Origin of the sequence: Kitasatospora sp. NPDC006697 (assembly GCF_042869935.1) — a bacterium.
GTDB lineage: Bacteria > Actinomycetota > Actinomycetes > Streptomycetales > Streptomycetaceae > Kitasatospora.
Genome location: NZ_JBIAGU010000028.1, coordinates 113,148 through 125,690, shown reverse-complemented (window position 1 = coordinate 125,690; position 12,543 = coordinate 113,148). Strand labels below are relative to the sequence as shown.

The window sequence follows — 12,543 nt, the reverse complement described above, 5'->3', positions numbered from 1 at the left end:
CACCTCCAGCTCACGGGCCGTCAGCACCGAGAGCTCGGCGGGCGGCCCGGCCGGGGCGGCCGGCTGCGAGAGGAACCGGGAGATCAGCGAGCGGGGGGGGGGGGGGGGGGGCGGGGGGGCCCCCCCCCCCCCCCCCCCCCCCCCCCCCCCGCCGCGTGGTGATCCGGCGGGCCGTCAGTCGGTGCTGACCCAGAGCTCCTGCACGCTGTTGCTGATGAACGACTCGATCGGGCGCGGCTGCTCGGCGGGCCGGGACAGGCGCAGGTCCGGGAAGCGGGTGAAGAGCGAGCGCAGGGCGATCTCCGACTCCAGGCGGGCCAGGCCGGCGCCGATGCAGAAGTGGGCGCCGTGGCCGAAGGAGAGGTGGCGGTTGGCGGCGCGGGACGGGTCGAAGACGTCGGCGTCCGCGTAGTGCCCGCCGTCCCGGCCGGCCGCCGCGTAGGAGGCGACCAGTGCCTCGCCGCGCCGGATCAGGTACTCGCCGATCGCGATGTCCGCCGTGGCGTACCGCAGCGGGAACTGGCCCACCGGGGCGTCGAACCGCATGGTCTCCTCGACCACCGCCGGCCAGCCGACCTCGCCCTTGCGCACCTGGGCCGCCCGCTCGGGTGTGCTGAGCAGCGCCCGTACGGCGTTGGTGATCAGGTTGAGCGTGGTCTCGTGGCCGGCGATCAGCAGGGTCATCATGGTCCCGGCCAGCTCGTCGTCGCTCAGCCGCTCGCCCGCCTCGCGGGCGGCGATCAGCGCGCTCGTCAGGTCGTCCCGCGGATCGGCGCGCCGCTCCTCGACGTGCGCGGCGAGCAGCCGGTACATGCCGAGCTGCGCCGCGGCCGCCTCGCCCGGCTCGGCGGCGGTGCTGATCACCAGGTCGCTCAGCTCGTGCAGGGCGTCCTGCCCGGTGGGCGGCAGGCCGAGCAGCTCGCCGATCACCCGCATCGGGAGCGGATAGGCGAGCGCCGAACGGAGCTCGAACTCGCCGTCCAGCGGCTCCAGCAGACTGTTCGTCAGGTCCATGATCCGCGGTCTCAGCTGCTCGATCCGGCGGGGCGTGAGCGCCTGGGTGACGAGGGAGCGCAGCCGGCGGTGCTCGTGCCCGTCGGTGGTGAGCATGCCCTGGGTGGTGACGAAGTTGATCAGCGGCCAGTCCGCCGGCAGCTTCCCCTCGGTGTAGAGCGTCCAGTTGGCCGGGTCCTTGCTCACCCGCGGATCCGTGAGCAGGTCCTGCAGCACCTGGTGGTGCGTGACCGCCCAGGCCGCCACCCCGCCCGGCAGCTCCACCAGCGCCACCGGCCCCAGTCCCCTCAACCGGGCGTTCTCCTGGTGCTGCGCCTGTCCGAACGGGTCGAGGGGAGTCGGGATGAGGGTGTCCGAGGTTCTCATGCCGCGCACCATACGCGCGTTGGTGCGGACTGGGCAGGGGTGTGGTCGGAGCACGTCGGGAGTGAACGGGGGCGCGGGGGCGGTCATCGCTGCCCGCCGGGAGCTCCGGCGTTTCCGGGCCGGCGCCTCCTCGCCCTCGGGCAGCGGCGTCGGCCGGGAGCGCGGATACCCTGCCCCGGGCGGGTCGGCCGCAGCGAGCGGCCCCGGAACGCGAATGAGGTGGGCTCGGGTGGTGCGGTCGGCCGGCGGTGCGGCGCAGCAGGCGGCCTCGCAGCAGGGCATGCGGCGGCAGAACCTGGCGCTGGTGCTGCGCACGGTCGCGGACCACGGGCCGCTCTCCCGCGCGGAGGTCGCGGCCCGCACCGGGCTGACGCGGGCGGCCGTCTCCAGCCTGGTCACCGAGCTGACCGAGCCGGCGGTGCTGGGCGAGGCCGAGCCGGAGCCGACCGGGCGGGTCGGCCGCCCCGGGGCCGCGCTCACCGTCAGCGAGCGCGGGCCCGCCGGGATCGGGCTGGAGATCGGCGTCGGCCACCTGGCGGCCTGCGCGGTCGACCTGTGCGGACGGGTCCGGGCCGAGCGGCGCTCGGAGGGCGCCAACCGGGGGCGCCCGTCAGGCGAGGTGCTGGCCGAACTGGCCGGGCTCGCCGCTGCGGTGGCCGAGCAGGTGGCGGCGGACGGGCTGCGGCCGGTCGGACTCGGCGTCGCCGTGCCGGGGTTGGTCGGGGGCCGTCCGGGGGCCGTGCAGCACGCGCCCAACCTGGACTGGCGGGAGGTGCCGGTTCGTGAACTGATCTCCCCTCAGCTTGACTGCGGGCTCGCGGGGTTGGAGATCGTGCTGGAGAACGAGGCGAACCTGGGCGCGCTGGCCGAGCTGCGAGCCGGGGCCGGCAGCCCGGACATGGTGCACCTGTCGGCGGAGGCGGGCATCGGCGCCGCGCTGCTGGTGGAGGGGCGGCTCTTCCGCGGAGCGCGGGGATTCGCGGGGGAGTTGGGGCACATGCCGGTGCACCCCGAGGGCCGGCGCTGCGCCTGCGGGGCGCGCGGCTGCCTGGAGCGGTACGCCGGACTGGCCGAGGTGCTGCGCGCGGCCGGCGTCGACGACCGGGCGGGCGGTGACGGGGTGGCGCTGCTCGCCGAGCGGGCGGGAGCCGGGGACGAGGCGGCACTGGCGGCGCTGGACGGCGCCGGGCGGGCGCTGGGGATCGCGCTGGCGGGGGCGGTCAATCTGATGGACCCGGCGGCAGTGGTACTCGGCGGCGCCTACGCCCAGTTGGCCGGCTGGCTGCTGCCGCCGGTCGCGGCCGAGCTGGCCGAGCGGGTGACCGTGCGGCCCTGGGAGCCGGGCGCGCTGCGCGGGTCCGCGCTCGGCCGGACCGGGCCGCTGCTGGGGGCGGCGCTTCTGACGGTGGATCGGATCATGAACGACCCGGCTTCACTCGCGCGTTGACTGAGTGGAGTGGGGCGGTTGCGGGCCGGGAGTGGTCGGGCGGGTGGTGGCCGATGGTCCGGTGGGGCGGGCCAATTCGCGTGACGTGAGGGGCCGTGACCGGTTTCCGGCCAAGATCGTGGATCGGTTGGGTGCCAATGGCCGGGACGGATCGGCTTTTCGGCGCGCCAAACCGGCAGAAAGAAGCCGCTGAGGGGACGGCGTGTGTGGGAATCCGGGGGATGTGGGGAAGGCTCAGTTCCGGAGAGCCCTTCCGTGGCAATGGGAGCCCTGATATCGTCCTCGATTGCGTCCCCGAACTCCTTGTACCCAGTGCAGGAGTGCTATTTACGGAGCAAGATCGGTTCGGGCAGCGGTCTTTCCGCAGGCACCATTGCGTCCGGGCCATTGTTCCGTCGCGAGACGTTTCAGGCACTGCCATCAACCCCGAAAACACTTTCGTGGAAGGGCAACGCAATGATCAACGAAGAAGCCGAACTCATCGTCAATGCCTGGCTCGCGGGCGCGGCCAGCGCCTTCGGAAAGGAGAACCCGGCGGGCCCCCTCTTCGACGGGGCGGTCTTCGCCGGCGCGGTCGGCGACACCCTGGTGACGACCGAGAACCTGCGGGACTCGCTGGTGACCACGGAGAACGTCCGCGACGCCTTCGTGACGACCGAGAACGTCCGGGACTCGTTCGTGACGACCGAGAACCTGCGGGACTCGTTCGTGACCACGGAGAACGTCCGCGACGCCTTCGTGACGACCGAGAACCTGCGGGACTCGTTCGTGACCACGGAGAACGTCCGCGACGCCTTCGTGACGACCGAGAACCTGCGGGACTCGCTGGTGACGACCGAGAACGTGCGGGACGCCTTCGTCACCACCGAGAACCTGCGCGACTCCCTCGTCACGACGGAGAACGTCCGCGACGCGTTTGTGACCACCGAGAACCTGCGGGACTCGCTGGTCACCACGGAGAACGTCCGCGACGCGTTTGTGACGACGGAGAACCTGCGTGACTCGTTCGTGACGACCGAGAATCTGCGGGATTCTTTCGTCACCACCGAGAACGTGCGGGACGCGTTTGTGACGACGGAGAACCTGCGGGACTCGCTGGTGACGACCGAGAATCTGCGGGATTCTTTCGTCACCACCGAGAACCTGCGTGACTCCTTCGTCACCACCGAGAACGTGCGGGACGCGTTCGTGACGACCGAGAACCTGCGTGACTCGCTGGTCACCACGGAGAACCTGCGGGACTCGTTCGTGACGACGGAGAACCTGCGCGACTCCCTGGTCACCACGGAGAACCTCCGCGACGCCTTCGTCACCACCGAGAACCTCCGCGAGACCGTCGCCGCCTGAGCCCCGCCCGGGCACTCGCCGGGTAGCACCGGCACCGCGGGCCACCGAAATCGCCGAGTCGCTGAAGAAGGAGGCTGGGACTGACATGGTCGCCGGCTCACAACTGCCGCCGGAGGAACGCCGCACCGGGGGCCTGTTCGGCCGCCCCATCGAAGTCGTCGCCGCCCTCTGGACCGGGCCGATCGAGGACCGCCTGGCGGGTGTTGCGGGACTGGACGACCGGACGCGTACGGTCGTCGCCCGCAGCGCCCGCCGGCGCCTGCTCGCCGACCTCGAGGCGAAGCTCAACCGGGTGCTCCTGCTGGAACTGCACGGCGCCTCGCTCGGCGGCCAGTTGGCGGGCGCGGACGAGGAGCGCCGCTGGGCCGCCTTCCTGGAGCTCGCCACCGCCCCCGAGTTCGCCGACCGCCTGCACGCCCGCTACCCGACCCTGCGCGCCCGGGTCGGGGCCAGCGCGCGCAACCTCGCCAACGCGACCGCCACGCTGGCCGCCCGCCTGGTCGCCGACCGGGCCGCGCTGGACGCGCTGGCCGGGCGCCCGCTGGGCGAGCTGACCGGCCTCGCGCTGGGCAGCGGCGACCCGCACCGGGGCGGACACACCGTCTCCCGGCTGGAGTTCACCGGCGGCAGCGTGATGTACAAGCCGCGCCCGATGGAGGTGGACGCCGCACTGGACAGCGTGCTGGCCGCCCTCGTCCCGGGACGCGGGCGCATCCGCACGCCCGCCATCCTGGTCCGCGAGGGCTACGGCTGGACCGCCTTCGTGCACCACCGCCACTGCGCGAGCGAGGACGAGACCGCCGACTTCTACCAGAACCTGGGCCGCTGGCTCGCCGTGATGCGGCTGATCGGCGGCACCGACCTGCACGCCGGCAACATCATCGCCGCCGGCCCGGTCCCCGTGGTGGTGGACGCCGAGACGATGTTCGCCCCCACCGCCGTCGACGCCGTCACCGCCCGCCCCGACGGCACCGCCGCCGCTCTCGCCTCCCGCGTGCTCCAGCGCGCCGTGCTGCGCACCGGCATCCTGCCGATGCGGGTGGGCCTGTTCGCGGGCGTGGACCTCTCCGCCGCCGGGCGGCTGGTGGACGAGCAGCCGGTGATCTCGGTACCGGGCATCACCGGCGCGGGCACCGACGGCGCGCGGCTGGTGGAGCGCGAGGCCCGGCTGCCCGCCGCGCTGAACCACCCGACCGCCGAGCCGGAACCGGAGCGCTACTGGGAGCAGATCGTCAGCGGCTTCCAGGAGTTGAGCGCCCAGCTGCGCCGCCGCGACCGCGAGGGCACACTGGCGCCGACGCTCAAGCCGTTCATCGGCACCGAGATCCGCCAGGTGCTCCGCTCCACCCAGGTGTACGGCGACGTGCGCCACATGCTCTGGCACCCGGCCGCCCTGCACGACGAGCCCGCCGCCCTGGAGCACGCCCGGGCGGCGCTGCGCCGGCACTCGGCGGCCAACCCGGTGGCGCCCGGCGACGATGCGGCGCTGGCGGTGGAGATCGCCGACCTGCTGGTCGGCGACACCCCGGTCTACCACACCGATCTGACGGAGGATCAGGTCGCCAGCGCGCTGGACGACTGGCGGGCCGCCGACCTCGACCTGGAGGCCCGGCTGATCCGCTTCGCCCTGCCCGGCGCCTTCAGCGACGGCCACGTCTCGGCCGGCCGGTCCGCCGCCCCGCTCCGCCGCTCCGCCGCCAAGGCCGCCGGCATCCCCGCCGACCCCGCCGAGATCGACCAGCGGCGCCGCGAGCTGGCGGCCGCCGGGATCGCCGAACTGCGCGACACCGCGATCCGCGGCAGCGACGGCTCGGCGACCTGGATCGGCCCGGTGCTCGCGGGCGCCGGCTGGGCGGTGCGCGAGCTCAACGCCGACCTGTACAGCGGTCAGGCGGGCGTGGTGCTCTGCCTGGCCGGCTACCAGCGCGAGGCCGCGGCGGGCAGGGTGCCGGAGGTGGCCGGACTGCCGGAGCTGCTGACCGGCGCCCTGGCCGCCCTGCGCACCGCCGAGCAGACCCAGCCCACCCCGCACGTCGGCGCGTTGACCGGCATCGCCGGACGGATCTGGACCTGGCGCACGCTGGCCGGCCTGCTGGACGACCAGACGCTGCTGCGCCGGGCCGTCGCGCACGCCAGCGTGCTGCTGAAGGCCCTCGACCAGCAGACGGATTGGGCAGCGGGCTGGCTGGACGGCCTGGCCGGAGCGGTGACCCCGCTGCTCGACCTCGCCCGGACCACCGGCGACCCGACCTGGTCGGTCACCGCCACCGGGATCGGCCGACGGCTCGCGGCCACCGCCGAGTTCGACGGCACCGGCTTCGCCCGCGGCGGCGCAGGCGTGGGCTGGGCGCTGCACCGGCTGCTCTTCGACCCGCGGGTCGAGCTGGCGGCGCAGGAGTGCGGCCGCTGGCGGCGGCTGGCCGAGCGCGCCTTCCGCACCGGCACGGGCAGCGGTGCGACGAGCGGCGAGTGGTGCCGGGGCACGGCCGGCACCGGGCTGGCGGCCTGCGACCTCTACGCCAGGACCGGCGACCAGCGGTTCCTCGCCCTGGTGGACAAGGCGGTACGGGTCGGGCCGGCCCCGCAGGGCCGCTCGCTCTGCCACGGCGCCTGCGGAAGCTGGGAGTTGCTGGAGGCCGCGGACCGGGTGGGCGCGCCGCTGCCGCCCGGGGCGGAGCGCGAGGAGCGGGCGGCCCGGCTGCTGCGGCGGCTGGCCGCGCCGCCGCAGCCCGGCCTCGACACGGTGGAGGCGACCGCGCCCGGGCTGCTCACCGGGCTCTCCGGCGCGGTGCTGACCCTGCTGCGGATGCATCCCGAGCACGCCGTGCCCTCGCCCCTGCTGCTCACCGCGGGCCGCTGATGCCCCCGCACAGCAGCGGCCCCGTGGGACGTCGGCCGAGCCGACGTCCCACGGGGCCGCCACCAGGAGCATCAGCGCCGCAGCGCCAACTCCGCCGCACTCTCCCGCAGGGCGGTCGCGAAGACCTCCACCGACTCCTCCGCCAGGGTCAGCGGCGGCGTCAGCCGCAGCCAGTTCTGCGCGTGCGCCGCCGCCTCCAGCAGCACTCCGCGGCGGAGCATCAGGTCGACCATCGCCGCCGCGCCGTCCGGGGATTCGGGAGCGCTCAGCCCCTCGATCCGGACCGCCAGCAGCATGCCCAGCCCGCGCACCTCCCGCACCCCGATGCCCTCGCCGGCCAGCTCCGCCAGCCGCGAGCGCAGCAACTCGCCGGTACGCACCGCCCGTTCCAGCACGCCCTCCTGCTCGATCGCGTCCAGCACCGTCAACCCCGCGACCATGCCAAGCAGATGGCCCTCGAAGGTGGAGTTGTGGATGTAGGCGCGGTGCGGCCCGGCGTACACCGCGCGGTGGACCGCCTCGGTCATCAGCACGGCCGCCACCGGCACCATGCCGCCGCTCAGGCCCTTGGAGCAGACCACCAGGTCGGGCTCGATCCCGGCGTGCTGGAAGGCGAACCAGCGCCCGGTGCGCCCGATCCCGGTCAGTACCTCGTCCGCGATCAGGAGCGTCCCGTGCTCGGCGCAGAGCCGGGCCACCTCGCGCAGTGCCGCCGGCTCCCAGGCCCGCGCCCCGCCGAGGCCCTGCACCGGCTCCACCAGCACCGCCGCGACCTCGCCGCCGGCCAGCACCTTGGCCAGCGCCTCCAGGTCGCCGAACGGCACCCGGTAGCGGCCCTCGGGCGCGTAGTGCTGCACCGGCAGCCGCCAGTAGTCATGGCCGACCAGCGGCAGCGGCCCGCTGGTGAAGCCGTGGAAGGCCTGCCCGAAGGCGACGAACCCCTGCCGCCCGGTGGCCGCCATCGCGAACTTCATCGCGTTGTCGATCGCCTCCGAGCCGCCGGTGCAGAAGTACACCCGTGCCAACTCGCCGCCGGCCAGGGCGCAGAGGCGCGCGGCCAGCGGGCCGGTGGCACTCGGCACACCCAGCGGGACCAGGAACGGGCTGCCGGAGCGCACGATCCCGGCCAGCGCCTCGACCACCCTCGGGTGGCGGTGGCCGAGCGTCGCCCCGCCGTTCTGCGCGTTCAGGTCGAGGTAGCGCCGGCCGTCGGCCCCGGTGACGTGGTCGCCGGCCGCCTCCGTGAACAATCCCGGCCAGCCTTTGGCCTCCAGGACATCGAGCCGGAATGGGTTTACGGATTGCCGATAGGCTTCGACGGGATCGATCGCCGGAGTGTCCATACCCTGCCTTTCCTCACGGTTCGCCGGGTGTGGTGCATGGGGCCAGGCAATGGCCCGGCCGGTCTCCCGCGAACGGGCGCGGAGGACGACTGCGGCCGCTGGCGAAACTATCCGAGGTTCCGTCGGCCGTCCACCCTGCGTCGGAATTCCCGTGCCCTTTCCCGCCGCCGGGCGGCATGCCATACTCCGGACCGGAGGATATCCACGTGCACGGCTCTTTCCGAGGGAAAGCGGGCCTTCGCCTTCATGGATGACACCGAAACAGCTGAGGCCGCGTCACCGGCTGCGCCGCCCCTGACCGTCACGGTGCCGCTGCACCGCAACCGCGACTTCGCTCTGCTCTGGACCGGGCAGGCCGTCTCCACCCTCGGCACCGAGCTCTCCGCGATCGGCTTCCCGCTGCTGGTGCTGGCGCTCACCGGCTCGGCCGGCCGGGCCGGGCTGGTCGGCAGCGCCGAACTGGTCGCCATGCTCTGCATGCTGCTGCCCGCGGGCCGCGCCGTGGACCGCCGGCCGCGCAAGCGGATCATGGTGGCCAGCTCGCTGGTCCAGCTGGTGGCGGTCGGCAGCGTCTCGGCGGCCGTGCTGGCCGGCCGGGCGCACCTGCTCCACCTGGCGGTGGCCGGCGCGGTGGCCGGCGCCGCCTCCGCGTTCTACATCGGCGCCAACCGGGGCGCGGTGCGCCGGATCGTGCCGCCGACCCAGCTGGGCCAGGCGCTCTCCCGCACCCAGGCCCGCGACCAGGCGGCGGCCGTCCTCGGACCGCCGGCCGGCGGCGGGCTGTTCGGGCTGAGCCGGGCGCTGCCGTTCGGGCTGGACGCACTCTCCTTCGGCGTCGTCGCCCTGGCCGCCGCGCTGGTCCGGGCGCCGCTGGACCCCGAGCCGCCCGCCGAACCGGCGCCCGCCCGGCCCCCGTTGACGGCCGGTCTGCGGTTCGTGCTGGCCGACCGCTACCTGCGCACGGTGGCGGTCTGGGCCGCCGCCATCAACGCCATCGCCACCGGCATGATGCTCGCCGTCATCGTGCTCGCCCGCCACCGGGGCGCCGGACCGGCCACCATCGGCGCGATCACCGCCACCTTCGCGATCGGCGGGCTGGCCGGCGCGCTGCTGGCACCGCGGCTGATCGAGCGCCACTCCAACCGGCTGCTGGTGCTGGTGGCCTCCTGGCTGCTGGTGCCCTGCGCGGCGGTGATGGTGCTGGTCCCCGCGCCCTGGCTGATCGGGGTGGCCGGCGCCGTCTCGGTCGGCGCGATCGCCCCGGTCAACGTGGTGCTGCTCAGCCGGGCCTACGCGCTGGCCCCGCACCACCTCCAGGGCCAGGCGGGCAACGCGATGCTGCTGCTCGGCTCCAGCGTCAAGTGGTCGGCCCCGGCGGTGTTCGGGGTGCTGGCCGACTCGCTGGGCCCGGTCGCCGCCGTGCTGATCGGCGCCGGCCTGTACGCGGCCACCGCCGTCTGGCTGCAGGGCCGCGGCGAGCTGCGCGAACTCGACGCACCGGTGCCCGAACCCGCCGCCTGACCCGCACCAGCCCGTACCGTCCAGCCGCCGAACCACCCGGGAGGGACCATGACCGAGCACCCCACCGTGACCGCGCTGCACCCCGCCGACCGCGACCGGGTGGCCGCCGCCGCCCTGGTGGCCGAGCTGTTCACCTCCGCCGAGGTGCGCGGCGACCCGTACCCGCTCTACCGCCGGCTGCGCGAGCTGGACCCGGTGCACGTCACCGACGCCGGCCGGCTCTACCTGACCCGGTACGCGGACTGCAACGCCGTGCTGCGCCACCCCGACCTGGTGGTGCAGAGCCCGGAGTGGATGGACCGGGCCTCGCCGGACTGGCGGCAGAGCCCCGGCCTGGTGCAGAACATCGAGTCGGTGCTCTTCCGCGACCCGCCGGTGCACACCCGGCTGCGGCGGCTGGTGAACAAGTCGTTCAGCGCCCGGCGGGTGGCGAAGATGCGCGAGGACGTCGGCAGGCTGGTGGAGCGGGCGCTGGACCGGCTGGCCGAGGAGGGCTCGGACGGCAGCCCCGTCAACCTCTACTCCATGCTGGCCCACACGCTGCCGATCGCCGTGGTCGGCACCCTGATCGGCATACCCGAGGCCGACTGGGACCTGCTGCACGACCCGGTCTCCTCGGTGATGCAGGTGGTCGAGGTCGGCGTCTCGCCGGCCGTGCTGGCCCAGGCGGACGACAGCGCCCGGATGCTCAACGCCTACTTCGAGGACCTGATCGAGCAGCGCCGACGCGAGCCGCGCCAGGACATCATCTCCGACCTGATCGCCACCTCACAGACGGCCGGCGACCCCGGGGAGGGCGGCGCCGGGATGAGCGAGACCGAGCTGCTGCGGATGGTGATCCTGCTGTTCGGCGCGGGCGTGGACACCACGGTCGGCCTGCTCTCCAACGGGGCGGTGGCGCTGCTGGAGCACCCGCGGCAGGCCGATCTGCTGCTGGCCCGGCCCGAGTTGGCGCCCGGTGCGGTGGACGAGATCCTGCGCTACGACTCGCCGACGCACATCGTGGTCCGGGTCACCGCCCGGGACACCGAGCTGGCCGGGCGGGCGGTGCCGGCGGGCCGGATGGTGGTCGGGATCACCGGGGCGGCGCACCGCGACCCCGAGCAGTTCGAGGACCCGGACGTCTTCGACATCACCCGCAGCGGCAGCTCGGTGCTCTCCTTCAGCGGCGGCATCCACTACTGCGTGGGGGCGCCGCTGGCCCGGATGGAGGCGGAGATCTTCTTCCCGCGCCTGCTGGCCCGGTTCCCGGCGCTGGCCCTGGCCGGCACCCCGGAGCGGCGCGGGTACGTGGTGCGCGGGTACACCTCGCTGCCGGTGACGGTCAAGTAGCTGCGGTGCGCGGGAGTTTCGGTTCGAGGGAGGGGACGTCAGGATGACCGGTGAGAGCGCTGCCCATGTGGTGGTCGGCTGCGGGCTCGGCATGCTCGGTGAGTTCGACAAGATGCTGCCGGCCGGCTCGGTCACGGTGGTGGAGGAGAGCGACCTGCTGGACGCCGGCGACCTGCGGGCCAAGGCCGGCGCCTGCGCCTGCGTGGCCGAGGTGGTGGACGGCCCGGCGCAGCGCGCCGACGGTGCGCCGCCGCCCGCCCTGCCGGTCTTCGCGCGGACCGTCGCGGTGGTGCCCGCCTCCGAGTACGCGGTGGTCGCGGCCGCCGCCTACGCCGAGGCCGCCGGGGTGCCGGGCGCGGGCGTGCCGGCGGCCCGGGCGCTGCGCGACAAGGTGCGGCTGCGGCAGGCCGCCGAGGCGGCGGGCCTGGCACAGCCGCGCTGGGCGCAGGCCGCCGACCTCGCCGACCTGCGCGCCTTCGCGGCCGCGTACCAGGGCGTCTGCGTGCTCAAGCCCGCCGAGCTGCAGGCCAGTTCGGGCGTGCGGCGGCTCGGTCCGGCGGACGACCTGGCGGCCGCCTGGGCGGCCACCCTGGAGGCGGACGACGCCAAGCTGCGCAGCAGCCAGTGGCGGCCCGGCCGCTACCTGGTCGAGGAGCGGCTGCTCGGGCCGGAGGTCAGCGCCGAGGTGCTGGTGTCGGCGGGCGAGATCATCTGGATCAACGTCACCGACAAGTCGGTCTGGCCCGGCACCCACCCGGTGGAGGCCGGCCACCTGCTGCCGTCCGCGCTGGACCCGCGGATCCACGCCGGGGTGGTGGCGGCCAACCGGGCGCTGATCGAGGCGGTGGGCTTCGGCACCGGCGCGCTGCACAGCGAGTGGATCCTGGTGGACGGCGAGCGGCCGCACCTGGTCGAGTGCGCGGGCCGGCTGCCGGGCGACGCGCTGGTGCCGCTGATCGACGTCGCCTACGGCGGCTCGCTGCTCACCGACTACCTGGCGGTGCTGCGCGGCGAGCGGCCAGAGCGGCCGGAGCAGGCCGAGCACGGTGCGGCGATCCGGTTCGTCGCCGCGCCCCGGGGCGTGCTGCGCGCGGTGCACGGGCTCGCCGAGGCCAATGCGGTGGAGGGCGTCTTCGGCGCCTACGCCACGGTGGCCCCGGGCGCGCCCGTCGGGCCGCCGACCAGCTCGCGGGACCGCTCCGGCCATGTGCTCGCCTATGGCACCGACGGGCCTGCGGCGGCCGCGATCGCCGACAAGGCGGCGGCGCTGATCAGCTTCGAGCTGGCGGACTGACCGCGTGGGGGCGGGGCCA

Annotated in this window: 8 protein-coding genes; 6 read left to right on the top strand and 2 right to left on the bottom strand. The window is 74.7% G+C overall.

The window, feature by feature from the left end; translation table 11 throughout:
* Positions 1-174: 174 nt before the first annotated feature.
* The gene (locus ACFYNO_RS30945; protein WP_388020018.1) at positions 175-1,380 is read right to left on the bottom strand and encodes a cytochrome P450; all 1,206 of its coding nucleotides are present in this window, start codon (positions 1,378-1,380) and stop codon (positions 175-177) included.
* A 214-nt stretch (positions 1,381-1,594) separates the two neighbouring features.
* On the opposite strand from ACFYNO_RS30945, the gene ACFYNO_RS30940 reads away from it, so the two are divergent.
* From ACFYNO_RS30940 to ACFYNO_RS30930, 3 genes are all read left to right on the top strand, one after another.
* Entirely contained in the window at positions 1,595-2,827 is a 1,233-nt protein-coding gene (locus ACFYNO_RS30940; RefSeq protein WP_388020015.1) for an ROK family protein, read from the top strand.
* A 456-nt stretch (positions 2,828-3,283) separates the two neighbouring features.
* On the top strand, positions 3,284-4,174 hold the full coding sequence (locus ACFYNO_RS30935; protein ID WP_388020012.1) for a DUF6229 family protein: 891 nt from the start codon (positions 3,284-3,286) through the stop codon (positions 4,172-4,174).
* Positions 4,175-4,259: 85 nt separating this feature from the next.
* Positions 4,260-7,034, top strand: coding sequence for a type 2 lanthipeptide synthetase LanM family protein (locus tag ACFYNO_RS30930; protein ID WP_388020009.1), 2,775 nt, complete (start codon positions 4,260-4,262; stop codon positions 7,032-7,034).
* Between the two features lie 71 nt (positions 7,035-7,105).
* Here ACFYNO_RS30930 and ACFYNO_RS30925 read toward each other — a convergent pair whose 3' ends face one another.
* Positions 7,106-8,284, bottom strand: a complete 1,179-nt coding sequence (locus ACFYNO_RS30925; RefSeq protein WP_388020006.1) for an aspartate aminotransferase family protein — start codon at positions 8,282-8,284, stop codon at positions 7,106-7,108.
* Between the two features lie 339 nt (positions 8,285-8,623).
* Here ACFYNO_RS30925 and ACFYNO_RS30920 point away from each other — a divergent pair, with 339 nt between their 5' ends.
* The 3 genes from ACFYNO_RS30920 to ACFYNO_RS30910 are packed head-to-tail and all read left to right on the top strand — an operon-like array spanning position 8,624 to position 12,524.
* Positions 8,624-9,898 carry an MFS transporter gene (locus tag ACFYNO_RS30920; RefSeq protein ID WP_388020003.1) on the top strand — a complete coding sequence of 425 codons (1,275 nt, stop codon included), beginning with the start codon at positions 8,624-8,626 and terminating at the stop codon, positions 9,896-9,898.
* 48 nt (positions 9,899-9,946) lie between these two features.
* Positions 9,947-11,230: a cytochrome P450 gene (locus ACFYNO_RS30915; protein WP_388020000.1), complete on the top strand. Its 1,284-nt coding sequence runs from the start codon at positions 9,947-9,949 to the stop codon at positions 11,228-11,230.
* A gap of 43 nt (positions 11,231-11,273) precedes the next feature.
* Positions 11,274-12,524 (top strand): ATP-grasp domain-containing protein, encoded by a 1,251-nt coding sequence (locus tag ACFYNO_RS30910; RefSeq protein ID WP_388019997.1) that lies wholly within the window; start codon positions 11,274-11,276, stop codon positions 12,522-12,524.
* Positions 12,525-12,543: the final 19 nt, after the last annotated feature.